This window comes from Methylorubrum subtropicum, assembly GCF_038442325.1.
GTDB lineage: Bacteria > Pseudomonadota > Alphaproteobacteria > Rhizobiales > Beijerinckiaceae > Methylobacterium > Methylobacterium subtropicum.
The window spans coordinates 12,777-36,547 of record NZ_JBBXMW010000018.1; the positions used below are offsets into that span (position 1 = coordinate 12,777).

The following is a 23,771-nucleotide window of genomic DNA, read 5'->3' on the forward strand; positions in this document are numbered from 1 at the left end:
GATGCGAAATCAGGGGGGAACGCCTATATGAACTGGGTGCGGAAATAGCAGGCACGCCCGGCCCGGCCGGGTTCAAGAACAGGCTCGCGAGCCGCCTGCCCGAGGAATTTGATGGCTGACTCCCCGAATACCGATCACGCCGACAGCTACGGCGCGGAATCGATCCGCGTGCTCAAGGGCCTGGACGCCGTCCGCAAGCGGCCTGGCATGTATATCGGCGACACCGACGACGGCTCCGGCCTCCACCACATGATCTACGAGGTGGTGGACAACGCCATCGACGAGGCGCTCGCGGGCCACGCGGACCTCGTCACCGTCACGCTCAACGCCGACGGCTCGGTCACGGTCTCGGACAACGGGCGCGGCATCCCCACCGACATCCACAAGGAAGAGGGCGTCTCGGCGGCCGAGGTCATCATGACCCAGCTGCACGCGGGCGGTAAGTTCGACCAAAACTCGTACAAGGTCTCGGGCGGCCTGCACGGCGTCGGCGTCTCGGTCGTCAACGCGCTGTCGGTGAGCCTGAAGCTGCGCATCTGGCGGGCCGGCAAGGAGCACCGGATGGAGTTCCGCCACGGCGACGCGGTGGCCCCTCTCGAGGTGGTCGGCCCCGCGGGCGACCGGCGCGGCACCGAGGTGACGTTCACGCCTTCCCCTGAGACCTTCACAATGGTCGAGTTCGACTATCCGACGCTGGAAAAGCGCCTGCGCGAACTCGCCTTCCTGAATTCGGGCGTGCGCATCGTGCTGACCGACGCGCGGCACGCCGAGCACAAGCGGGAAGAACTCTGCTACGAGGGCGGCGTCGAGGAATTCGTGCGCTACCTCGACCGCTCGCGCAAACCCGTCGAGGGCATGACGAAGCCCGTCACCGTGCTCGGCGAGCGCGACGGCATCCGCGTCGAGGTGGCGTTCTGGTGGAACGACTCGTTCAACGAGACGGTGCTGCCCTTCACCAACAACATCCCGCAGCGCGACGGCGGCACCCACATGGCGGGGTTCCGCGCCGCGCTCACGCGCCAGATCACCGGCTACGCCGAATCGTCGGGCATCGCCAAGCGCGAGAAGGTCTCGCTCACCGGCGACGATTGCCGCGAGGGGCTGACCGCGGTGATCTCCGTGCAGGTGCCGGACCCGAAATTCTCCTCACAGACCAAGGACAAGCTCGTCTCCTCCGAGGTGCGGCCTGCCGTCGAGAACATCCTGAACGAGGGGCTCTCGACCTGGCTCGAAGAGAACCCGGCCCAGGCCAAATCGGTGATGGGCAAGGTGGTGCTGGCCGCCGCCGCCCGCGAGGCCGCCCGCAAGGCGCGCGAGACCATCACCCGAAAAGGCGCGCTCGACATCGCCTCGCTGCCCGGCAAGCTCGCCGATTGCCAGGAGCGCGACCCGTCGAAGTGCGAATTGCTGCTGGTCGAGGGCGATTCCGCCGGCGGCTCGGCCAAGCAGGGCCGCGACCGCACCTTCCAGGCGGTGCTGCCGTTGCGCGGAAAGATCCTCAACGTCGAGCGGGTGCGCGCCGACCGGATGCTGTCGTCGGCCGAGATCGGCACGCTGATCACCGCGCTCGGCGCCGGAATCGGCCGCTCATCGACCGACCGCGAGGGCTTCAACCCGGACAAGCTGCGCTACCACCGCATCATCATCATGACCGATGCGGACGTGGACGGCTCGCACATCCGCACCCTGCTCTTGACGTTCTTCTTCCGCCAGATGCCGGAGCTGATCGAGCGCGGGCACCTCTACATCGCCCAGCCGCCGCTCTACAAAGCCGAGCGCAGCCGTAAGGTCCTCTACCTCAAGGACGAGCGGGCGCTCGAAGACTACCTGATGGATCAGGGCGTCGAGGGCGCGGTGCTGCGGCTCGCCTCCGGCACCGAGTTCGGCGGCGCCCAGCTCAAGACCCTGGTCGAGGAGGCCCGCGCCTTCCGCGGCATCCTGCACGGGCTCCACACCCGCTACGACCGCGCCGTCATCGAGCAGGCGGTGCTGGCTGGCGCCTTCGACCGCGAGGCGGCGGAGAATCCGGGCGAGGCCGAGGTCTTGGCCGACCGGACCGCCAAGCGCCTCGACGCCATCGCCGATGAGATCGAGAAGGGCTGGACCGGAGAGGCGTCGGAGGGCGGCTACCTCTTCAGCCGGACGCTGCGCAGCGTGAAGCAGGTGGCGACCCTCGACGCCACGCTGATCGCCTCGCAGGAGGCGCGCCGCTTCGCCGAGCGGGCGGAGGCGCTTCGCGAGATCTACTCCGAGCCGGTGACGCTCGCCCGCAAGGGAGACGAGACGGTGCTGCACGGCCCCGTCGGCCTGTTCGAGGCGGTGATGGCCTTCGGCCGCAAGGGGCTCCAGCTCCAGCGCTACAAGGGCCTCGGCGAGATGACCGCGCAGCAGCTCTGGGAGACGACGCTCGACCGCGAGGTGCGCTCGCTGCTGCAGGTGAAGGTCAAGGACACGACCGACGCCGACGACCTGTTCGTCAAGCTGATGGGCGACGTGGTCGAGCCGCGGCGCGAGTTCATCCAGGAAAACGCGCTGAGCGTGGCCAACCTCGACGTGTGATCGGGAACGTGGCGGCGCGCGACACCTGCGCACTCATCGCGAGGCGGAGCCGAAGCGATCCAGGGCTCCGCATTTTTCGGAATTGGCGCGACGCCGATGACGGAACGGCCGAAGCCGTCACGCCTCGTTCTGCGCACTCGCGCTCTGGATTGCTTCGGCTCCGCCTCGCAATGACGGCGTGGGGCGGAAGCCTCAGGCCGGCGCCGCCGCGAGCCCGTTCGGCAGCCCCTCGAACGACTCCGAAAGAAACGCCCGCGCCCGGCTGACCCGGCTCTTCACCGTACCGACCTGACAGCCCAGCCGCTCGGCGGCTTCTTCGTAGGTGAAGCCTTCGGCGCCGACGAGCAGCAGCGCTTGGCGCTGCGGCAGGGGCAGCGTGCCGATGAGGTTCATCACCATGCGCAGGCCCGCGGCGTGCTCTTGGTCGGCCTGGGTCGTGAGCGTGCCGGCATGGACGCCGTCGGCGTCCTCGACCTCGCGGCGGCCCTTGCGGATCTCGGTGTAGAACTGGTTGCGCAGGATCGTGAACAGCCACGCGGTGAAGTTGGTGCCGGGGGTGAACCGCTCGCGGTTGGCCCAGGCTTTCACCATCGTCTCCTGCACGAGGTCGTCGGCGCGGCTCGGGTTGGCGGTGAGCGAGATCGCGAAGGTGCGCAGCATCGGCAGCGCCTTCACGAGGTCGTCGCGAAACACCGTCTCCACCCGCCCGCCGAGGGTAGCGAGCGCCGTCTCGAACCGGGCCAGAAGCTCGCCGAGCCGGTCGGGGAGCGGCGCCTGCGCGGCCACGTCGAAATAGTCGCGCAGCGCCAGCGCCAGATGGCCCGGAACGGCCTTCGTGGCGTCCTGTCGATCCGTCTCGGACAGATCTTCGCGGTCGGCGTGCGTCGGTTCGTCGGTCATCCTGGCAGTGGCCTCGACTATATGGCTCAGCTTCTTGGAAGAATTCTAGGTTCGATACCAATCGAAAAATGAACTGGTGCTAAACGAAATTGTAACGCCGGAGACACATGGCGGCACGGCTTAGGAAAGGCAGCCGCGGATTCTGCCGCCGCTGCTGCGAGAACTGCCGGATGGGTTCTGGGGTGGGGCGCGTCAGCGGGGCTGGGGGCCGTGCGCTGTCCGGGACGGCCGAGGGCTGAGCGCCTCTCCAACGGACTCTTTCGTCCAAACAAACCCCCTCATCCTGAGGTGGCGACGCGAAGCGGCGCCCTCGAAGGAGGGCTCCAGGGATCGCTGAGCGAGCTGGAGCCCTCCTTCGAGGCCGCTGCGCGGCACCTCAGGATGAGGGGGGTGGGTGGGAGGCGCCGGTTCAACGGCGCCTTGAATAGGAAACGCGTCTGCGGGCTTTACGCCTTGCCGGTCTCCTGCCGCAGAGCGTCGATGCGCTTCGAGGCTTCGGCCTTGTCGAGGTCCGGGTCGAAGGCTTCGGGCGATTTCGCCTGCTCGGACAGGGTCTTGAGATAGGAGGCCTGGGCGCCGGTCATCGGTTCGCCGCCGGTGGTCCACTCGTTCGGGTCCTTGATCCGGTTCGACTCGTCGGTCGGATCGACCTTCGGGTTCTCGGCCGGCTTGTCCTTGGTCTTGGCAGTCATGCGGCACCTTGCGCGTTCATGGATTGTTCTTGACAGTCCTTCATGAAACGCGAGGGCGAAGCGAGGGTTCCGGCGGGAGGGCGCCGTGATCGCGCCCTCCACAGAGACCCAAAAAAAAATCAGGCGGCCGCGGCGCGGGGCTGAACCTCGGCGGTGTAGTCGTCCATCAGCGTCTTGGTCAGCTCGGCCGGGGTGAAGCGGTAGGGGCCGATCTCGGAGACCGGGGTCACCTCCGCCGCCGAGCCGGTGATGAAGCACTCGGAGAAGCCGGCCATCTCCTCGGGACGGATGCGGCGCTCGATCACGCGGACGCCGCGGCGCTTGGCCAGTTCGATCACCGTCTGACGGGTGATGCCGTTGAGGAAGCGGTCGGCCTGGGGCGTGTGGATCACCCCGTCAGCCACGAAGAACACGTTGGCGCCGGTGCATTCGGCGACGTTGTCCTCCCAGTCGAGCATCAGCGCGTCGGCGTAGCCCTTGTTCTCGGCCCGGTGCTTCGAGATCGTGCAGATCATGTAGAGACCCGCCGCCTTCGAGGTCGAGGGGGCGGTGCGCGGGTCGGGCCGGCGGTAGTCGGCGAGATCGAGGCGGATGCCCTTCATCTTGGTCGCCGGATCGAAGTAGCTCGGCCATTCCCAGGCCGCGATGGCGAGATGGATGGTGTTCTTCTGCGCCGCCACGCCCATCATCTCCGAGCCGCGCCACGCGACGGGGCGGAGATAGGCGTCCTGCAGGCCGGAGGTGGCGAGCACGTGGGCTTTGGCCGCCTCGATCTCATCGACCGAGTAGGGAATCTCGAAGTCGAGGAGCTGCGCGGAGCGGCGCAGACGCTCGGAATGCTCGCGGCTCTTGAAGATCGCCCCGCCATAGGCCCGCTCGCCCTCGAACACCGCCGATCCGTAGTGAAGGCCGTGGCTCAGCACGTGGATCTTCGCATCGCGCCACGGCACCATGGCGCCGTCGAACCAGATCGTGCCCTCGCGCTCGTCGAACGGGATGACGGACATCGCTCAAAACTTCCTCTGCGCGGCCGCGCGGGGTCGCATGGATCAAGGCTGAAGGCCGGCGCGCGACCGCTCGCAACGAGCGGGGAGGAGGCAGCCGGGCGGGTTGACGGGTAGCAACGGGGCTGAGATATGTCAACAACACTGACGTATCCGGCCGGACGCCCGGCCCTGCGGTTTCGACGGAAGGCTCCGACGACGTGACCCGCGTGATGACGAGAGCGGCCGAACCGGTCCGGTCCGAACCCGAGGCCGGACCCGTCCGCGACAGCGACGACCTGATCGAGCTGCTGTTCTTCGCCTATCGCGACTTCGTCGGCGATCCCGACCGGATTCTGGCGCAGTACGGCTTCGGCCGGGCCCATCACAGGGTTTTGCACTTCGTCGATCGCTATCCCGGCCTCACCATCGCCGAACTCCTCGATATCCTGCGCATCACCAAGCAGAGCCTGAACCGCGTGCTCAAGGACTTGATCGACCAGGGCTATGTCGAGCAGCGCACCGGCACCAGCGACCGGCGCCAGCGCCTGCTGTTCTGCACCCCGACCGGGCGCAGCCTCACCGCCGACCTCACCCGCGTGCAGGTGCGCCGCGTCGCCCGCGCCATCGAGGAGCCGGCCGACGAGGCGGGCCGGAATGATCGCGATGCCCGCATCGCCTCGGCGCAGGGCTTCCTGCTGGCGATGATCGAGCCCGGCGATCGCGCCGCCGTGCGCCGGCTGATGGCCCGCCGCGCCGGGGCGCGCGCCTGATGTCGGCGACGCCCGCACCGGGAGCGGCCCCGAAGCCGCGGGCCGAGCTGCCCGACCACGCCCCCCACATCCTCATCGTCGACGACGACCGGCGCCTGCGCGAACTGCTCGCGCGCTTCCTCTCGGAGCAGGGGTTCCGCGTCACCGCCGCCGCGAGCGCGGCGGAGGCGCGCACGCGCTCCCAGGCCTTCGTGTTCGATGCGCTGGTCCTCGACGTGATGATGCCCGGCGAGAGCGGCTTCGACTACGCCCGGTCGGTGCGCGAGACCTCGCTTGTGCCGATCCTGATGCTGACGGCCCGCTCCAACCCCAACGACCGGGTCACGGGCCTGGAGATCGGCGCCGACGACTACCTGCCCAAACCCTTCGAGCCGCGCGAGCTGATCCTGCGGCTCAACAACATCATCCGCCGCCATGCGGCCGCGCCGGAGCCGCGCGCGGCGGCGGAAGGCGCGGTGAGCTTCGGCCCCTTCACTTTCCGGGCGGAGCGGGGCGAGCTGAAGCGCGACGGCGAGACCGTGAAGATCGCCGAGCGCGAGCGCGAGATCCTGGCGATCCTGTCCCAGGCGCGCGGCGGCAACGTCGATCGCGAGACGCTGGCCGGCAACGGGGGCTTCGCCGCCGAGCGGACGCTGGACGTGCAGATCAATCGCCTGCGCCGCAAGATCGAGCCGGACCCGGCCAATCCGAGCTTCCTCCAGACGGTGCGCGGCGTCGGCTACCGCCTCGTCATCGATTGAGACAATCCATGGCGGGCTCCGCCGACACCACAACGGCCCCCGCCCGGCGGGCCGGCGCCTTCGGCCCGGTGCGCCGGGCGTGGCGGCGGCTGGCCCGCCGCATCGGCGACGTGCTGCCGAAAGGTCTCTACGCCCGCTCGCTCATCATCATCATCGCCCCCGTCGTCCTGCTCCAGTCGGTGATCGCCTACACCTTCATGGAGCGGCACTGGCAGCTCGTGACGCGCCGCCTCTCGTCCGCCGTCACCGCCGACATCGCCGCCCTCATCGACATCTACGAGACCTACCCGCAGGACCGGAACGCCGAGACCATCACCCGGATCGCGGGCGAGCGGCTCAACCTCGACCTCGACATCCTGAAAGGGGCCAAGCTCCCGACGCCGGGGCCGCGCCCGTTCTTCTCGATCCTCGACGAGGCGCTGTCCGACGAGATCAAACGCCAGATCCGGCGGCCCTACTGGATCGACACGGTCGGGCGCTCGAACCTGATCGAGATCCGCGTCGCGATCCCCGATGGGGTGATGCGGATCATGGCACGGCGCAGCCAGGCCTACGCCTCGAACTCTCACATCTTCCTGCTCTGGATGACCGGCTCGTCGCTGGTGCTGCTCGGCGTGGCGATCCTGTTCCTGCGCAACCAGATCAAGCCGATCCTGCGGCTCTCGGCGGTGGCGGAGGGCTTCGGCAAGGGCCGCGAGATCGAGTTCAAGCCCCGCGGCGCCCGCGAGGTGCGGCAGGCCGGCCACGCCTTCATCGAGATGAAGCGGCGCATCGAGCGGGCGATGGAGCAGCGCACGACGATGCTCAACGGCGTCAGCCACGACCTGCGCACCATCATCACCCGCTTCAAGCTCTCGCTCGAACTCGTGGAGCAGACCCCGGAAGTGGAGGACCTGCGCCGGGACGTGGACGAGATGAGCCGGATGCTGGAGGGCTACCTCGCCTTCGCCCGCGGCGACCTCGCCGAGACCGCGGCGCCGACCGACATGCGGGTGATGCTGGAGGATCTGCGCAGCGACGTGGAGCGGCTCGGCGCCCATGTCGAGGCGGTGGACCTCGACGGCAGCCCGGTCGTGACGTTGCGCGCCGACGCCATGCGCCGCTGCCTGTTCAACCTCGCGGCCAACGCCGCCCGCTACGGCGAGACGGTGGCGATCTCGGGCAAACGCGAGCACCGCTCCTTTCTGGTGGCCATCGACGACGACGGGCCGGGCATCCCGGTCGAGAGCCGCGAGGAGGTGTTCAAGCCGTTCGTGCGCCTCGACGACGCCCGCCAGGATGCCGGCGGTTCGGGGCTGGGGCTAGCCATCGCCCGCGACATCGCCCGGGCGCATGGCGGCGAGGTGACCCTGCACGATGCCCCCCTCGGGGGCCTGCGAGCGCAGGTCCGCATCCCGGCCTGACCGTCGCGACGGCGTTCGCGCAGCCCGACTCGGAATCACCCGCAGCGTTCACGAAAACGTGTATTCAGATCATGAAACCTTTCGCCGACAGAGAAATCAGCCTCCCCTTTTCAGCGTAGATTCGGCGATTTCCATCCCTGCCTGTGCTTGTTTTGCCACAAGCACCGAGATTGGTTGCGCACACCTCTATTTGCGCGCCATTTGTCTTGCGAGGAAAGCGCGGCTGTTCAAGATGCAACCGCAAGCCAAACAATGGGCGGGAGCGTCACCGTGGTCCTCAAGTTCCTTCGTGCGGGCGGCAAGGCCGATTCCGCCTCTGCTGCGCCGGCCGGCGTCGATCTCGCCGCCGGGCGTCGTGCCTTCATCCAGAGCGTCGGCCTCGGCATGGCCGGCTCGGCGCTGGTCGGCTCGGCCGGCTTCACCCCGGCGGCGGCGCAGACCGTCACCGACACCGACATCCTGAACTTCGCCCTCAACCTCGAATATCTCGAGGCCGAGTTCTACCTGCGCGCCGCCACCGGCCGCGGCCTGACCGATTCGGAAGTCACCGGCACCGGCACGCTCGGCGCCGTCACCGGCGGCCGTCAGGTGAACTTCGCCACGACGGCGATCCGTAACTACGCCGTCGAGATCGCCAGCGAGGAGCGCATCCACGTCCAGTTCCTGCGCAGCGCGCTGGGCTCGGCCCGCGTCGCCCGTCCGGCGATCAACCTGACCACCTCGTTCACCGCCGCCGCCCAGGCCGCGGGCCTGATCACGTCCGGCCAGACCTTCGACGCCTTCGCCGACGAGACCAACTTCCTGCTCGCCGCCTACATCTTCGAGGATGTCGGCGTGTCGGCCTATCTCGGCGCGGCCCCGCTCGTGACCAACAAGACGATCCTGGCGGCCGCCGGCGGCATCCTCTCGGCGGAGGCCTACCACGCCGGCACGATCCGCACGGTGCTCTACAGCCGCGGCCTCTACACCCCGGCGCTGCGCATCTCGGACGCCCGCGACTCGCTCGACGGCTCGACCGACCTCGACCAGGGCATCGGCACCGCCTCGATCGCCAACATCTCGCTGACGAACCCGGCCAACGGCCAGGCCTACGCCCGCACAACGACCCAGGTGCTCAACATCGTCTACCTCAACACGTCGAAGCGGCCCGGCGGCTTCTTCCCGTCCGGCCTCAACGGCACGATCCGCTAAGGCGCTGTCCGACGGGAAAAACCGCCCCGTCGGAGCCGAGCGCAACGATCTGGAGCCGCCGGCCCGATGCGATCGGGCCGACGGCTCACGTCATCGATCCGGGGCGGCCCCGCCGCCTCGCCCGGAACGTGCCCTCGAACAAAGGTTGGGTCTCGCTCATGCTCAAGAAGTTTCTGCTCGCGGGGGGCGCGTCCCTGCTGGCGCTCGGTACGGCGCAGGCCGCCGACCTGCCGCGCCGCGCCGCGCCGCCGCCCGTCTTCACCCCCGTTCCCGTCTTCACCTGGACCGGCTTCTACGCCGGCTTCAACGCCGGCTACGTCTGGAGCGACCGCCGCCGCGAAGCGGTGACGGGCCTGATCACCGATCCGATCCCGGTCGGCGATTACCTCGCGGCGCTCGGTGACGGCACCCGCCGCGGCAACTCCGGCGGTTTCACCGGCGGCGGCCAGATCGGCTACAATTATCAGTTCACACCGGGCTCGGGCATCGTCGTCGGCGTCGAGGCGGACGCCGCCTATACCGACCTGCGCCGCCGCAGCGCGACGACGGCGACCATCGTCGGCTTCCCGGACTTCCCCGGCGTCAACGACATCGAACTGGCGCGCTCGACCCGCAGCGAGCTGTCCTTCCTCGGCACGGTGCGCGGCCGGATCGGCTACGCCTTCGACAAGTTCCTGATCTACGGCACCGGCGGCTTCGCCTACGGGCAGGCGACCTATGCCTCGGCGCTCGACATCGGCAACACCATCGGCGGTTTCACCACCTTCCCGACGGCCAGCATCACCGGCGGCTACGACAAGTTCCTGACCGGCTACGCCTATGGCGGCGGCATCGAGGCGGCGCTCCCGACCGACAACTTCCTCAACTTCTTCCGCTCCAGCGCGGTGACGTTCAAGATCGAGTACCTGCACTTCGATCTCGGCAGCCGCAACGTGATCGGCTCCTACGACCTCGTCCCGGCCACCGGCACGCCGATCGCCGCGACTCAGACGCGGGTGCGCACCGAGGGCGACCTCATCCGCGCCGGCATCAATTACAAGTTCGGCTCGTACTGAGCCGAAACGCACGACGGCATAAGGGCGCCCGGCTTCACCGCCGGGCGCCTTTTTTTGCGGGGTTCGTTCGATGAGGCTCGGCCGGGGTGAAGCCGTCCCCTCCCAGAGGGAAAAAGGCGAACCAGAGCCTTTTTGACCGGCTTTTCCCACCACTCCCCTCATCCTGAGGTGCTGCGAAGCAGCCTCGAAGGACGGCTCCAGTACGCGCAGCGATCCCTGGAGCCCTCCTTCGAGGCCGACGCTTCGCTTCGGCACCTCAGGATGAGGGGATGGGTGGGGTGAGCCTACGGCGCCTTGGCCCGCACGCTCCACGTCGCCCAGAACACCGGGCGGCCGTAGAGCGAGGAGGCGTCGCCGCCGTCGGCGCGGGGCGCGCGGCGGTCGAGCCAAGTGAGGAAGCCGCCCTTGTCCGGGTAGATGTCGGGGGTCTCGAGGTTGCCGTAGCGGTCGGTCATCCAGCCGAAGCCGTCGCGGGTGACGCGGCCGAGCGCGTCGCCGCCGGAGCGCAGGCCCAGATACGCCGTGGAATGGCCCGCCGCGACCGGATCGGCGAACAGCGTCAGCGCGCTGATGCTGCCGGGCGAGAGGTCGGCGGTGTAGTGCAGGCAGATATCGGCGATCGGCCCGCCCGAGACCGTCACCGGCCGCGAGCAGGAATAGGCGACCGCCCAGCGGTCCATGCCGCGGGCCTTGGCGACCCGCACCAGGGTGTCGGCGGGCAGCCCTTCGAGCAGGGTGACCGGCGCGGTCCACGTGCGCTCGGCCAGCGGATCGCGGCTGGTGCGCAGGTAGAGCCCCATGCGTCGCTTCTCGACCGGAGCGCCGCAATCGGCGGGGAGCACGTCGGTGTAGAAGTAGTGGTAGGTGCGATCGACCATGCTGATCGAGCCCGACAGGCCGCGGGCCTCGAAGCCCGGCGCGGCGCAATTGCCGGTGATCGCCTTGCCGGTCTCGTCGAGGACGGGCGCGGGCTTGGGGCTCGCCTCGCTGCGGCGGGCGGCGCGGCGGCGTCCCCGCCCCTCCTCCGCCTGCGGTGGACCGCCGAACGGCATCCAGGCGGTGCCGGGCTCGGCCTCGGTGCGCAGGTCGAGCCCCTGGAAATCGTAGGTGCGGGCCTGGACGAGGACGCGGCGGTGGCCGCCCTCGACCGGCTCGGTCGCCGTGGTGAGGATCGCGTAATAGGGATCGCCCGCCCAGTCGCGCCCGGCCACCATCATGGCGCTGCCCGAGGCGTCGCCCTCGTTCACAGCGGGCCGCGGCTTGAACGTCATCTTGTTCTGATCGCGGGCCTCGCGCGCCTCGCGTCGGGCCTCCCGGCGAGCGCGCCGGCTCTCGCGGCTGTTGCGGCGCGGTTTTTGGCGCGCCTGAGCGGGCAAACTGCTCTCGGCGGCGCCGACGAAGCGGGGATCGGCCTGCGGCAGGACGGTGGCGAGCGCCTCGACCTGACGGCCGATCCGCACCGAGCCGCCGGCCGCCGGATCGTCGGCCTGGAGGTCGGCGGGGCAGGAATCGTCACCGCGGCGGCTCTCCTTGCGGGGCGGCTCGCCGCGATAGATCACCTGCAACGGCCCCGGCGGGCCGGAATCCTTCAGGCGCAGGATCTGCACGTCGTGGACGAAGCGGCAGGCCGGCGGCAGCGCATAGACGCCCTCGGCCTCGTCGTCGGAGCGGCAGATCTCCAGCGCGCCGCCGCCGGTGGTGTAGCAGGAGGCGGCCCCCTTCGGCGCCGCCCCGGCGGGCGCGGACAGCATCGCCACGGCGAGCACGGCAGCGCCTCGCCAGACGGAAGCCGACGGGCCGCGCGTGCGGAGGGGAGAGAGGGGGGACAAGCTGGACCGGAGCACGGCGCTGAAACTAGGGCATGGCGCCCGCGAAGGAAGGCGGACGGACGGCTCGGCAAGTCACAACACCGGCAAAGCGTTGCATGGCGGACTACTGAGACGGGCCGCGCCGGGCGCCGAGCGCCCGGTCGAGGGCGACGATGCCGCCGCCGACGAGGAGGAAGGCCGCCGCGATGCCCGCCGCGTAAGCCAGCACCGGCCCCCAGCCGAGCCGGCCGACATCGAGGAACGGATAGGGATAGCGCGCCTCCAGGGAGCCGCGCAGGAGCGCGTAGCCGAGATAGGCCAGCGGGTAGCAGGCCCAGAGCAACGGATCGCGCCAGCCGAGCCGCCCCTTCGGCAGGAAAGCGAGCCAGAACAGCGGCACCAGCATCGGCACCGCTTGGTGCAGCAGGATGTCGGCGACGAGATCGCCGCCCTGCCGCTGCTTGAGGCCGTGCAGCAGCATCCGCTGAACGATCCCGACGAGGAGGGTCGCCAGCGCGGTGCCGGCGACAAGCCACGAACTCGCGAATTGTCGGCGCCCCAGCGCGATCCCGGCGAAGACGACCGTGACCAGCAGGCCGGTGAGGTTGGTGAAGTAGCGGGCCATGAACCAGGCCGCGCCCGGAGCCGAGCCGGTGCGCCCGTAGACGGCCCAGAAGCCCGCCGCCACGCCGAGGGCGGCGCAGAGCGCGATGAGCGCGGCGGCGAGGCGGGCTTTGGGGGAGAGGATCATGACGGCCGATTTACCGAAAAAGAGAATGCCGCGGCTCGGCGACCCGGCGATGACGGCGCGATCCTTGACAGGAGGGCCCGGTGACGGCCGTGTCCCGGCGTGCTCATCGATGTCCTGCGCTACCTCGCGACGCCCGCCCCCGCCGCCCAGCGGCGGCTCGGCTACCTGCGCGACAGCATATGGCTGGAATCGCGGGCGAACCGCTGCCGGGCGGCCTGGGCGCCGCATCTCGCTGCGAGCCGCGCGGTCATCAAGGAATCGATCCGCCTGTGCGAGCGGCGCGACACCGCGGTCGTGCTGGGCTCCGGCCTCCTCGACGACGTGCCGCTGGCCGAACTCACGAAGGAATTTCGCCGGGTGGTGCTGGTCGATGCCGTGCATCCCCTCGCCACGCGCCGCGTCGTGCGCGACTGTCCGAACGTCGAGTTGCTGACCGAGGACCTGAGCGGCGCCATGGCGCTGCTGACGGGGGCGGCCCCTGAGCTCGATCCGCGCCTGCCGCCGGTCTGCGCCGAGGCGGAGACCGGGCTGGTGATCTCGGCCAACCTCCTGTCGCAACTGCCGATCCGCCCGGTCGCCCGGCTGGAGGGCGCGCGCCGACCGATCGGCACGTGGACGCGGGACGACGGCGACGCCTTCGGCCGGCGGATCGTGGAAGCGCACCTCGCGGCTTTGGCCGCGCTGAGCGCGAAGGTCTGCCTCCTCACCGACCTCGACGAGGAGGAGGCCGACCGCGACGGGCGCGTCCACGCCCGCCACGACCTGCTCTACGGCGTGCGGCTGGCCAAGCCCGACCGGTCGTGGATCTGGGAACTCGCCCCCTTCGGCGAGGCCGCCCGCGGCCGCCGCCTGCTGCACCGCGTCGCCGGTTTTTGGGATTGGCGGGCGTAGTTCAGCCCTTCTCGGCCTCGCACAGCCGGATCACCGCTCGCTCATAGGCCTTGGCGTCGAACTTCTTCAACGAGTTCTCGCTCTGGTAGCGCACGCTGCCAAAAATCTTGCGGGTCTGCCACGGGCGGTCGTGCAGGCCGTAGACCCAGGCGACGTTGGTGAAGGAGTTGGCGTCGCGCCCGTCGAGGAAGTAGCGGTTGTTGAGCCGCAGCGTGACGGCGAAGCCCTCGGCGGGCGAGGACGACCATTCCAAGATCTTCTTGCCCCAGTACATGCGCAGCTGGTTGTGCATGTAGCCGGTCTCGCGCATCTCGCGCATCGCCACGTTCCAGTAATGATCGTGGGTCTTGCCCTCGGCCAACTCCTCTTCCGAATAGAGTTTCGGGCGCGGGTCGTCGGCGTGCTCAGCGAGCGTCTTCTTCGCCCAATCCGGCAGGGCGGTGTCGTAGGCGTCGTAGCCTTCGGTGTGGAACACGTGGTTCATCGCGAGTTCGCGCCGGACGATCAGCTCTTCGAGATAGGCCGAGCGGTCGTCGGCATCGCCGGCCTTGGCCGCGCGGACCGCGAGCCCGATCTCGACCGGCGAGATCATCCCGAAATGCAGGTAGGGGCTCATGTGCGAGGCCGCGCCGGCCTCCGGCTTGTTGCGGCCCGCGCCGTAGCCCTCGAACCCATCCTTCAGGAACGCCTTGAGGCGGCGCGAGGCCTCGCCGTGGCCGCCGCGGAAGCGCTTCACCGGGCCGACGACCGTATCGAGGGTGAGCTTTTTCAGGAGCTTGTCGGGGTCCGACACGTCGAGCCCGCCCTTGAGCTTCAGCCCCTCGGCGGATTTGGCGACCTTGCGCGGCTTCAGTTCTTCCAGAAACTCGTCGAAGCGCTTGTTGAGCTTCGGTCGCAGCGTGCGGGCCGCGTATTCGTGCTTGGTGGACGCGGTCTCGACCGGCACCACCACGTCGCCCTCGATCTGCACGACGCGGCACGCCGTCCCCTTCTCGATCTCGGCGTACCAGCGCCGCTGGATCGTGAGATAGCCGCGGTCCAGCACCAGCAGGGCGGCGCGCTTGCCCAGGTCGAGGGCGACCTCGGACGGCGTGCCCCGGCGCATCAGGAAGGCGATGCCGCGCTTCTCCAGGGCGTCGGCGACCTCGCTGAGGCCCTGGAGCATGAAGGCGTAGTGCCGGGCGTTGGCCTCGGGAAAGCCGTTGGCGCCGTCGAGTAGCCCGAAGCAGACCAGCACCGGCAGGCCGAGGGCGCCCGCCTCCTCCACCGCAAGTTCCAGCGCCGGGTTGAAGGCGGCGCGCTGCGATTGCTGCATCAGGTAGAGCACGTAATCCGCGCCCTCGCGGGGCGGCTCGTCCCGCAGGATGCGGATGCGCGCGGATTGAATCGCCATGGGTCGTGCAGGTCCCGGACCGGGCGGGGTGATTCGGTGCGGGCCTGCCCGGACGGCCGCTGCCGCGACGAATGCGCCAGCCGGACGAAGGTTGCCCGCGCGGACCGACGCGGCTTTGGACGGGGACGGCTTCGGGCGCCGCGCGGCGGCGAAATCGCGAGCCGGCTCAACCGGATGGCGAGATTCGAGACCGGCCGTCTACTCCATTCGGGCGCGCGAAACCTTGGGAAACCGGGTCGAATTGGTATGCGACATTTCGGATACAGGCCGGATCGATGTGCGGCCGAACACCCCTGGAAACGACTATTGCGGGCCGGGCCGCTTGAAAAAATCCGGGGAGCGCGCAGTTTGTGCATTGCGGGAACGCGGACGGCGTCCTCGGTCCCGCTGCCCTCCTTGGGCGTTTCCTCCCTAGACTTCGGGCCGCCTCGCAAGGGCGGCTTTTTTTTGCCCGAAATCCTTCATCCGCGCGCGCGGGCGCGGATCATGAAGTTGTCGTAGGTGTATTCCGCCACCTGGAACCAGAGATATTCCTCGTTGCGGAAGGTGCGCAGCGCCTCGTAGATGCGCTTGAAGTCCGGGTTCTTGGCCGAGAGGTCGGCGTAGACCTCGTTGGCGGCCTTCCAGGCGGCCTCCATCACGTCCTGCGGGAACGGGCGAAGCTGCGCGCCGCCGGAGACGAGCCGGCGCAGGGCCTGCGGGTTGCGTGCGTCGTAGCGGGCCTGGACCTCTTGGTTCACCTGCGCGGCGGCGCCTTTGAGGATCGCCTGATAGGTCTTGGGCAGGCCCTTCCAGGCCTCGGCGTTGATCCAGAAGTGCAGCATCGCGCCGCCCTCCCAGAAGCCGGGGTAATGGTAGATCGGCGCGACCTTCTGCAGGCCGAGCCGCTCGTCGTCGTGCGGGCCGATCCACTCGGCGGCGTCGAGCGCCCGGCTCTCCAGGCCGGGCAGGATCTCGGGGCCGGGCGTCGCCTGCACCGCGGCGCCGAGCTTGGCCATCACCGTGGCGCCGAGCCCGGTCACCCGCAGCTTGAGCCCCTGGAGATCGGCGACGGTCTTGATCTCCTTGCGGAACCAGCCGCCCATCTGCGCGCCGGTATTGCCGCCGGGCAGCGCCGTCAGCCCCTGCTTGGCGAAGATCTCGGAAAACAGCTCGGCGGCGCCGCCCTGGAGCCACCACGCGTTCTGGCCCCGCGCATTGAGCCCGAACGGCATGGCGGCCGCGAGCGCGAAGGCGGAGTTCTTGCCCATGCCGAGCGTCGCCGGGGCGTGGCCCATCTCGACCTTGGCGCCCGACACCGCGTCGAGCAGCCCGTCGGCGGGCACGGTCTCGCCCGGGGCCGAGACCTGAATCTGGAAGCGCCCGTCGGTCGCGTCAGAGACGGATTTCGAAAAATTCTCGGCGGCGCCGAACAGGATGTCGAGGTTGCGCGCGAAACCCGAGGCGAGGCGCCAGCGCAGCTCCGGGGCGGCCTGTTGCGCCTGAGCCGGGGCGGCGAGCGCGGCGGCGCCGAGGCCGGCGGCGAGGAGCGCGCGCCGGGGCAGGATCGGCTGGGGCATCGTGTCGTCCGGCCTCGCATCCCGGCGGCTCGGGTCCGCCGCCACGCTGCCTTACACGCGGGGGGACGGGTGGGAAAGCGTCGCTTGGCGGCCCGTCCCGTGCTAGAGCCGCCCCGTGCATACCGAAAACCTCCATCTCCACACCGTCTGCGGCCTCGACGAACTCGTCGAGCATGAGGCGCGCGGCGTCAGCCATGTGCTGTCGATCCTCGACCCCGACCGGGCCGACCCGACCGCCTTTTCGACTTACGGCACCCACCAGCGGATCACGCTGCGCTTCCACGACGCCATCGCGCCGGCGCCGGGCGTCGTCCTGCCGGAGCGTCGGGACATGGAGACGATCCTGGCCTTCGGCCGGGATGCGGCGGCGTCAGACGGGGAGGTCCATATCCTCGTCCACTGCCATGTCGGCATCTCGCGCTCGACCGCGGCACTCGCCAGCCTGTTCGCGCAGGCCGAGCCGGAGACGCCCGCCGAGACCCTGATCGCCCGCCTGCACGAGCAGCGCGAGAAGGCATGGCCGAACGCCCGGATGATCGCCTTCACCGACGAGATTCTGGGGAGGGGCGGGAGCCTGAGCGAGGCGGTGCGAAAGCTCCACGCCCTGCAACTGCGCAAGCGCCCGCATCTCGACGCGATCATGCGCGACCTCGGCCGCGGGGCGGAGGTGGACGCGGCGCTGCGGGGTTAGGCCGCCGCTCAGTTGCCTTTCGCCGGCGTGAAATTGCCGTCGCGCCAGACGTAGAGCACGTAGCCTTGCGCGGTGATGTCGCCCTTGGCGTCGAAGCCGACGGTGCCGAGCACCGTGTCGAAGCGTTCGCTGTGGAGCGTCTTGGCGATCACCGCCGGGTCGGTGCTGTGGGCGAAGTTGCCCGCCGCCACCAGCACCTGGAGCGCGGCGTAGCCGTAGATCATCGAGCCGTCGGCCTCGATCGATTGCGCCTTGAAGCCCGCCACCACGCTCTGCGCCTCGGGCTTGCGGCTCGGGTCGAGGTAGAAGGTCATCAGCACGCCGTTGCTGGCCCCGCCCGCGACCTTGGCGAAGTCCGGCGTGGCGATGGCCGAGGTGCCGAACCATTGCGGGCGAAAGCCCCGCTCGGCCGAGATCCGCACCAGCCGGCCCATCTCGGAGGCGTCGCCGCCGTAATAGACCACGTCGATGCCCGCCCCCTTCAGCCGGTCGGCAAGCGCCGCGTCGTCGGCGTCGCTCGCCTGGAAGGCGGTGAACACGGTCTCGTTCACGCCGATGCGGTTGAGGTTGTCCTTGGTGGAGGCCGCCAACTGGCGCGAGGCGGGCGACAGGTCGTTGAGGATCGCGATCTTCCGGTCGCGGTAGCGCTCGGCCAGGATCGCGGCGGAGAGCTTGCCCTGGTCGTCGTCGCGGCCGCACACCCGGAAGATCGTCGGGAACGAGCGGTCGGTCAGCTTGGCGGCGACCGAGGCCGCGGTGATCATCACGATTCCGTTCGCGGCGTAGACCTCGGAGGCCGCGAGCGAGGCGTTCGAGCAGACATGGCCGACGACGAGGCGCACGTCGGACTTCACGTAGTGGTTGGCGACGGCGACCGCCTGATTCGAGTCGCAGGAATCGTCCTGCACGTCGAGCACGATGGTCTGCCCGTCGAGGCCGCCCTTGGCGTTGGCGTCGCGCGCCGCCGCCTGGACGCCGCGCAGCACCTGCTCGCCGACCGCGACGTAGGGGCCGGTGCGCGGTACCGCGACGCCGACGGTGATGTCCGCGGCGGCGGGTGCGGCGCCGGACAGGGCGAGCCCGGCCAGCAGGGTGCCGAGGACGAGGAGGCGTCGGACCGTCATGTCGCCTGTTTCCCAGCCGCCCGCGCCTTTGCCAAGGTCTATGGGCCCGAAACCTTGCCGCCGTTCAGGACGACGGTCCTGTTTCTCGTTGCGCCCCGCACCGGTCCGACCGGGCGCGAGGCCTCCCCGCCCCATGGAACGATGCGCGCGCGCCGCTGGCAAGTCGGCCTTTCGGACGAACGGGGACAAATCGGGCCGGACGATGGTCCTAATCCGGGATTTACCGCGACAGTCGGTAGATGTTGGCGGCGGAGCCGACCGGCGAGGCGACGGTCGAGACCACGCTGAGCACCTTCGCGACTTCCGAGAACGGCGCGTTGGAGACGTAGAGCAGGTCGCGGTTGCGCATGCGGAACGACTGGGTGAGGAACAGGCTCTGCGGGTCGCGCATGTTGACGCGGTAGACCACCGGCACCTGCGGTGCGCCGAGCAGCGGCGAGTTCGGCCGAAGCCGCCGCACCACGCCCGCCGGCTCGTAGCGGAAGATGTAGACGCCTTCCGGGTTGGCCTGGGTGTCGCTGAGGCCGGAGGCGCGGGCGAGCGCCTGCGCCATGGACAGCCCTTCGGCGCCGAACGGGATCTCGGTGCTGGTGCCGACCGCCCCCACCGACAGGAAGGTCTGCGGGTCGCGCACCAGCGTCAGCGTATCGTTGGCGCGGACGAAGATGTTCTCGCGCGGGTTCGAGACGATCGTGCTCATCGGCACGGTGACGGTGCGGCCATTGCGCGAGAGCCGCACGAAGGTCTCGGCCACGTTCGTGCGAATGCCGCCGGCCAGCGCGATCACGTCGAGCAGGCGATCACCGCGGCCGGTCAGCGGCACGCGCATGCCGGCCGCGCCCTCGCCGGTGACGGTGACCGACTGCGAGACCGGCCGCGTGACGGTGAGCAGCACCTGCGGCTGGATCGCCTTGCCGGCGAGTTCGCTCTCGATCAGCGTCTGGACGTCCTGCGGACGGCGGCCCGCGACCTTGATCCGGCCGGCATACGGCACCGAGATCGCGCCGTCGGGCCCGACGATCTGCTCGGGGATCATGGCCGACTTGGAGCCCGCGGAGAAGCGGTCGGCCACCAGCGGCCCGGAGAAAAGGCCGCCGGAACCGGCCTCCCACACCTGCACGGCGACCGCGTCGCCGACGCCGATCAGCGGCTCGGCCGCCGGGCGGTTGTCGCCGAAGGTGACGAGCAGGCTGTCGAGGGGCCGCGTGCGCAGGGCCTCGACGATGGCGGAATCGACGTCGATGATCTCATAGCGGGCGAAGACGCCCTCGGCGGTGGCGACGTCGGCTCCGCCGTCGATCGCCCGCGCGGTCGGGCCCATGGTCGGCAGGACCGAGCAGCCCGACATTGCGAGCGCGGCGGCGAGCACGGAAAGCGCGGCAGCGCGCGAGGCCGTACGGCTCATGACCATCTCCCACCGGCACGGGGCGGACCGGCGGGCCGGTTCCTGTCGGCGGAGCATGGCCGGGGAGTTGCTGCGATCCATTTAACGCTGCCTTCCAGCCGACGGCGAACGCGGTCGCCGACGGGCGGCGAGCGCCGGGCACGCTTACGCCGGCCACGGGATACGGTCACGCTTGACGCTTTAATCCCGGCCGATTTGCGGCCAATGCGTCCCGCAGGAGACAGCCGAGGTCTGCCGCCGTGAGGTCGATCCGGCGGGGTTCGGGGGCCGCGGGCGCCGGGAAGCGGAAGATCGCGTAGTCGGTCGCGACCGGGCCCTCGGGCTGCGGGCGGCACTCGGGCAGCGAGGGGGCGTGGTCGCCGAAGACGCAGAGCGTCGCCCGCCGGCCTTTCAGCCCGTCGATCAGCCGCTCGACGGCGCGGCCGGTACCGGCGGCGTGGTGGGCGTATTGCGCGAGGCCGGCCGCGATGCCGGGCAGGCGCCCCGCATTCCAGGGGCCGTGGCTCTCCATGGTGACGGCGAAGACGAAGCGGCGCCCCTCGCCGGCCACTTCCGCCAGGATGCGCTCGGCCACCGCCTCGTCGGCGACGTAGGGGCCGATCCGGGGCGCGTCCGAGAATGCCTCCTCCATGACGAGCCGGTCGAAGCCGAGGCGGGTGAACACCCGCGCCCGGTCGAAGAAGTCGCGGTGGAACGGATGCACGAAGACCGTGGCGAACCCCTTGGCACGCGCGAGCCGGGCGAGGCTCGTCGGCTCGTCGCCCTTGCCCGCGAGGTAGGGGTCGTAGCGGCCGAAGCCGAGGTTTTCGGGCTCGCGGCCGGTCAGCACCGCGTGCTCAGTGCGCATGGTGTAGGCGCCGTGGGCCGGCACGGCGAGGCGCCCGTATTGCTCGGCTTGCGCCCGGATGCGGTCCATCACCGGCAGCGGCGGGCCGCCGATCCGCGTCGGATCGAGGAAGGATTCGAGCTGGACCAGCACGATCACCTCGTCATCCGGCTCGCCGGGCGGCAGAGCAGGCGTGGGCGGAGCGACTCCGAAGGAAACCTCGTCGCGGCGGCGCAGGGCGTAGCCCATCATGGTCGCGACGATGCCGTAGCGGGCCACATCCGCCGCTAGGTCGGGGCTCGGGAAGAGGCGCTGCACGAGGGCCCGACCGGGGGGCGTGCGCAGGAGCCCGACGAGGGCGGCGAGCCCCAGCGGCAGGGCTGCGACGGTCGCCAGCGCCGGGCCCGCGCCGCCGGGAAGCACGGTCGGCTCCAGGGCGTACCACGCCGCAACGACGGCGAGCCCGAGGAGCAGCGGCACGCTCGCGCGCGGATCGGCGAGCGAGCGGGTGTAGTACAGCTCGGGATGGCGCGGCACCTGCGCCAGCAGGGCGAGATCGCTGAAGACCGGCGGCTCGCCGATGATCCGCCGCTTGAGCCGATCGACAGCAGCCAGGATCGCCACCGTCAGCAGGCAGGAGGCGGCGGCGAGCCAGGGCCGCCACGAGAACCCGAACCAGAACGCCGTGAGCAAGGTGTAACCGACGCCGCGCACGAAAAGGTCGGCGGGGCGCAGGCTCGGGCGGCGTGCGCCGGTCGCCGCCTCGACGGCGAAGGACAGGGCGAGCGCGAGGGCGAGCGGCGCCAGCACGCTCACCGTCCGGGGCCGACGCCGCGGCGGGTGCGCAGGCGGCGCAGGATCGGGTTGAGCAGGGCGTAGCGCGCCCGCATCACCGCATGCGGCAGCGCCTTGAGCGCCAGCGCGTTGGCCGGGGCGTCGGCGCGGGCCTCGCTGAGGCGGTCGAGCAGGTGCTCGGGCGTGCAGGGCTTCATCGCCACCGGATCGAGATAGAGCGGGTAGAGCAGGAGCGCGCCCGCCACCAGCTCGTCGAGGGCGAGGCGGCGGCCCCGGTCGGCCCCCGGCGCCAGATCCTCGGTGAGGCCCCAGCCGGCATAGAACGGGCGCCCGTGGGTCGCGACGGTGAGGCCGCGGATCAGCGCCTCGAAGCCCGCCAGCGAGGTCATGGTCTCGACGTGGTGCACCCGGTCGAGGAGATCGACGATCGACAGGCCGGCGACGATCCGGTCGGCGAGCCGCAGCGCCTCGGCCTCGGGGATCGCGCCCTGGCGGAAGCCCGCCTCCACGTCGGGATGCGGCTTGTAGAGCAGGAACGCGTCCGGGTTGCGGGCGCGGGCCGCCTTCAGGAGCGCGAGGTTGCCGCGCACTTCCGGCGAACCGGTGAGCACCGAGGCGTCGTCCTCGACCTGCCCCGGCACCAGCACGATGCGCCGGCCTTGCGGCAAGTCCGCGCCGGCGGCGGCGAGGCCGACATTGTACTTGCTGAGCCGCCGCGCCACGATCGCGGTGCGCAGGGCTCCGGCCCGCTCGGTCAGCTCGGGCGGGAACGCCGTCTCCTTGAGGAGATGGGCGAGCCGGCTCTCGACCCGCGGGTCGTAATAGATGCCGCGATCATCGACCACGATCGAGGCGCCGGGCTTGAGGCTGGCCCCCAGGCCGACGGAGCGCAGGAACCCGTCCTCGACGCGGGCGAAGGGCAGGCCGGCCCCCTCGCAGAGGCCGGGCAGCGCCTCGGGGCAGCGGGTCGCCCAGGCCCAGACCGCGCCGTCGTGGGCCTTGGCAAGCGCCACCGCCGCGTCGGCCTCCATGGTGTGGAGCGGGCGCCCCTCGGGGCCATCGGCGAAGGCGTCGAGCGCCTCGCGCTTCCAGCCCGAGACGCCGACGAGGACGACGCGCCGCCCGTTGCCGCGGAAGCGCGCCCGCAGCCACGCCACCCGCTCGACCGCCTCGATCAGCGGGATCGGCCGGCGCGTCCAGGGATCGAAGGCGTGGACGCCCGCACCGTAGCGGAGCGCCAGCGAACCCGTCGCCTCCATCGGGACCGGACCGAGCGCCGGATCGGTCACGAGCGCGGGCAGGCCGGCGAGATGCGCCTCGCAGGCCGCGGCGGTGGAGGCGACGTGGATGCGGGTCGCGAGCGGGAACAGCGCGAACGGATCGACGGGGGCGGTGATGACGGTGAGGCGCGGGTCGCGCGGCAGGCCGGCGGCCGGGCAGCCCTCCGGTCCTGCGGCGACGAAACGCTCGTCGGGATACGCCCGCAGCAGCCGCGCCAGGAAGGCGGGCGCGCGACCCGTCGCGGCGAGATCGGGGTCGATCAGGGCGAGCGCGGGCCGGGACGCGAAGGCGCCCTGTGTATCCGAGAAACCTTCGGGGAAGCGGTTGAAGCCGCTCAGCCGCGCGGCGCTCAGGGACAGAGCGAGCCCAGGGGCGGGTGCCCCACCGCCGAGGGGGCGCCCGGCATGGCTCAGGCGTAGGGTGGTGAGGCCGGTGGCCGGGGAATCGTAGGGGCTGAGCAGCGGCCCCGGTGCGACCCGCAGGGCCACGGCCCGGCCGGCCGGAAAGGCCGCGCCCGGCGTCCACAGCGCCGGCGTGCCGGGCCGGTCGAGACGCAAGGCGACGCCCGTGCAGGCCTCGATCTCGGCGCGCAGGCGGCGCAGCGGGCGGCCCAGCGGCAGGAAGGAACGGGGCAGCGCGGGGGCCGCGGAAGGGGGCGCATCGGCCATGATGGCCCCGCCTTAGCCCAAGGGGTGCCCCGGCGCGAGGCTGTCTCCCATCCTTCGCCTCAAGCGCCGACAGCGGCCCCTCGAACACAGCGCCCGGCCATCCGGCAGGAATTGCGGGAATCCTGGGGATGACGGCCCGATTCGACACAAGCGAGCCGCAATCGCGCGAGAAAGAAAAACCGTTCCGGCTACGGATGTGGCTGGACGGCAACGGAGATCGTGAATTGTGTTGACGTTCCGGGCACGCGGTTGCGGAGGCCGGGGACGCCATGCGAGGCGTCTG

At 70.5% G+C, this 23,771-nt stretch carries 19 protein-coding genes; 8 read left to right on the plus strand and 11 right to left on the minus strand.

Features of this window, described 5'->3' with window-relative positions:
* Positions 1–111 precede the first annotated feature (111 nt).
* Complete coding sequence (gene gyrB / locus AAHG03_RS20995; protein WP_342152937.1) at positions 112–2,559, plus strand: DNA topoisomerase (ATP-hydrolyzing) subunit B; 2,448 nt, start codon at positions 112–114, stop codon at positions 2,557–2,559.
* A 192-nt stretch (positions 2,560–2,751) separates the two neighbouring features.
* Here gyrB and AAHG03_RS21000 read toward each other — a convergent pair whose 3' ends face one another.
* From AAHG03_RS21000 to AAHG03_RS21010, 3 genes are all read right to left on the minus strand, one after another.
* The gene (locus AAHG03_RS21000; RefSeq protein WP_342152938.1) at positions 2,752–3,459 is read right to left on the minus strand and encodes a sigma-70 family RNA polymerase sigma factor; all 708 of its coding nucleotides are present in this window, start codon (positions 3,457–3,459) and stop codon (positions 2,752–2,754) included.
* A gap of 446 nt (positions 3,460–3,905) precedes the next feature.
* Positions 3,906–4,151, minus strand: a complete 246-nt coding sequence (locus tag AAHG03_RS21005) for a DUF3072 domain-containing protein (RefSeq protein ID WP_342152939.1) — start codon at positions 4,149–4,151, stop codon at positions 3,906–3,908.
* Positions 4,152–4,270: 119 nt separating this feature from the next.
* The gene (locus AAHG03_RS21010) at positions 4,271–5,158 is read right to left on the minus strand and encodes a branched-chain amino acid aminotransferase (protein ID WP_342152940.1); all 888 of its coding nucleotides are present in this window, start codon (positions 5,156–5,158) and stop codon (positions 4,271–4,273) included.
* 209 nt (positions 5,159–5,367) lie between these two features.
* Between AAHG03_RS21010 and AAHG03_RS21015 the strand changes: the two genes are divergently transcribed.
* From AAHG03_RS21015 to AAHG03_RS21035, 5 genes are all read left to right on the plus strand, one after another.
* Positions 5,368–5,907, plus strand: a complete 540-nt coding sequence (locus tag AAHG03_RS21015) for a MarR family winged helix-turn-helix transcriptional regulator (RefSeq protein ID WP_342152942.1) — start codon at positions 5,368–5,370, stop codon at positions 5,905–5,907.
* Positions 5,907–6,647 carry a response regulator transcription factor gene (locus AAHG03_RS21020; protein ID WP_342152943.1) on the plus strand — a complete coding sequence of 247 codons (741 nt, stop codon included), beginning with the start codon at positions 5,907–5,909 and terminating at the stop codon, positions 6,645–6,647. Before AAHG03_RS21015 ends, AAHG03_RS21020 begins: the two co-directional genes overlap by 1 nt.
* Before the next feature lie 8 nt (positions 6,648–6,655).
* Entirely contained in the window at positions 6,656–8,050 is a 1,395-nt protein-coding gene (locus AAHG03_RS21025; RefSeq protein ID WP_342152944.1) for an ATP-binding protein, read from the plus strand.
* Positions 8,051–8,320: 270 nt separating this feature from the next.
* On the plus strand, positions 8,321–9,241 hold the full coding sequence (locus AAHG03_RS21030) for a ferritin-like domain-containing protein (RefSeq protein WP_342152945.1): 921 nt from the start codon (positions 8,321–8,323) through the stop codon (positions 9,239–9,241).
* Between the two features lie 158 nt (positions 9,242–9,399).
* Entirely contained in the window at positions 9,400–10,296 is an 897-nt protein-coding gene (locus tag AAHG03_RS21035) for an outer membrane protein (RefSeq protein ID WP_342152946.1), read from the plus strand.
* A 284-nt stretch (positions 10,297–10,580) separates the two neighbouring features.
* Here AAHG03_RS21035 and AAHG03_RS21040 read toward each other — a convergent pair whose 3' ends face one another.
* Entirely contained in the window at positions 10,581–12,047 is a 1,467-nt protein-coding gene (locus AAHG03_RS21040) for a hypothetical protein (RefSeq protein WP_412759778.1), read from the minus strand.
* 181 nt (positions 12,048–12,228) lie between these two features.
* Positions 12,229–12,855 carry a Pr6Pr family membrane protein gene (locus AAHG03_RS21045; RefSeq protein ID WP_342152948.1) on the minus strand — a complete coding sequence of 209 codons (627 nt, stop codon included), beginning with the start codon at positions 12,853–12,855 and terminating at the stop codon, positions 12,229–12,231.
* Positions 12,856–12,954: 99 nt separating this feature from the next.
* Here AAHG03_RS21045 and AAHG03_RS21050 point away from each other — a divergent pair, with 99 nt between their 5' ends.
* Positions 12,955–13,746, plus strand: a complete 792-nt coding sequence (locus tag AAHG03_RS21050; RefSeq protein WP_342152949.1) for a hypothetical protein — start codon at positions 12,955–12,957, stop codon at positions 13,744–13,746.
* 1 nt (position 13,747) lies between these two features.
* Here AAHG03_RS21050 and AAHG03_RS21055 read toward each other — a convergent pair whose 3' ends face one another.
* Positions 13,748–15,139 carry a deoxyribodipyrimidine photo-lyase gene (locus AAHG03_RS21055; protein WP_342152950.1) on the minus strand — a complete coding sequence of 464 codons (1,392 nt, stop codon included), beginning with the start codon at positions 15,137–15,139 and terminating at the stop codon, positions 13,748–13,750.
* Between the two features lie 461 nt (positions 15,140–15,600).
* The gene (locus AAHG03_RS21060) at positions 15,601–16,698 is read right to left on the minus strand and encodes a TRAP transporter substrate-binding protein (protein ID WP_342152951.1); all 1,098 of its coding nucleotides are present in this window, start codon (positions 16,696–16,698) and stop codon (positions 15,601–15,603) included.
* 115 nt (positions 16,699–16,813) lie between these two features.
* Between AAHG03_RS21060 and AAHG03_RS21065 the strand changes: the two genes are divergently transcribed.
* A complete protein-coding gene (locus tag AAHG03_RS21065; protein WP_342152952.1) occupies positions 16,814–17,389 on the plus strand; it encodes a tyrosine phosphatase family protein in 576 nt (191 codons plus the stop codon).
* Positions 17,390–17,397: 8 nt separating this feature from the next.
* On the opposite strand, the gene AAHG03_RS21070 is transcribed toward AAHG03_RS21065, so the two are convergent.
* From AAHG03_RS21070 to AAHG03_RS21085, 4 genes are all read right to left on the minus strand, one after another.
* Positions 17,398–18,513 (minus strand): branched-chain amino acid ABC transporter substrate-binding protein, encoded by a 1,116-nt coding sequence (locus AAHG03_RS21070; protein ID WP_342152953.1) that lies wholly within the window; start codon positions 18,511–18,513, stop codon positions 17,398–17,400.
* Between the two features lie 220 nt (positions 18,514–18,733).
* Positions 18,734–19,918: a polysaccharide biosynthesis/export family protein gene (locus tag AAHG03_RS21075; RefSeq protein ID WP_342152954.1), complete on the minus strand. Its 1,185-nt coding sequence runs from the start codon at positions 19,916–19,918 to the stop codon at positions 18,734–18,736.
* 166 nt (positions 19,919–20,084) lie between these two features.
* Positions 20,085–21,560 (minus strand): LTA synthase family protein, encoded by a 1,476-nt coding sequence (locus tag AAHG03_RS21080; RefSeq protein ID WP_342152955.1) that lies wholly within the window; start codon positions 21,558–21,560, stop codon positions 20,085–20,087.
* Positions 21,557–23,488 carry a capsular polysaccharide export protein, LipB/KpsS family gene (locus tag AAHG03_RS21085; RefSeq protein ID WP_342152956.1) on the minus strand — a complete coding sequence of 644 codons (1,932 nt, stop codon included), beginning with the start codon at positions 23,486–23,488 and terminating at the stop codon, positions 21,557–21,559. Before AAHG03_RS21085 ends, AAHG03_RS21080 begins: the two co-directional genes overlap by 4 nt.
* Between the last annotated feature and the right edge of the window lie 283 nt (positions 23,489–23,771).